The organism is Burkholderia sp. YHN3-13, assembly GCF_055810675.1.
The window spans coordinates 1-547 of record NZ_JBVVNQ010000104.1; the positions used below are offsets into that span (position 1 = coordinate 1).

Genomic DNA, 547 nt, shown 5'->3' on the forward strand with positions numbered 1-547 from the left:
GGTGCGCTGGAAGTGTTGGCGGAACGGGTTCGTCATGCGCCACCCTGCGGAGCGGCCGGGGCAGCGTCGGCGAACTGGATGCCCTCGACCACGCAGCCGGCGCCGTACTGCTCGATCACGTACGCATCGTTCGAGCTTTCATAGTTCTCGATGCGATCGCGCTCGGGCACTTCCTTCAGCGAGCGCCGGCGCGCGCTGGTTTGCCAGTAGATCGACAGGTTGTCCAGGCGCGTGACCATCAACGCATGCGGCGGGAAGTACGGCACGCTGACGGCCGGCAGGTTGCCGACGCGCTTCTGCGATACGACGATGTCGGTTGCGAGCGTTTCGGTCGACGGCTGCGCCTGGTTGATCAGCGGGAAATACTTGTCCTGGAGCAGCTCGCGGCCGCAGATCACGACGAGGTTCGGGTCTTCGGCGTACCACGGGTCGAGGAACTCGTTGCGCGCGAGCGAAACGACAGCGTCGAGATTCTTGAATTCTTCGCCCTTGCCGATCTTCACGCCCGAGAACACGCGTTGCTTCGCGTTGTTGCGGTATTGCTGCA

General features: G+C 63.6%; 1 protein-coding gene. It reads right to left on the reverse strand.

The genetic code is table 11. The annotated features are described in order from the left end of the window. Nucleotides 1–32: 32 nt before the first annotated feature. Nucleotides 33–547, reverse strand: a 515-nt coding sequence (locus AC0KUR_RS38115) for a P2 family phage major capsid protein (RefSeq protein ID WP_473377422.1), incomplete at its 5' end; no start/stop codon positions are given.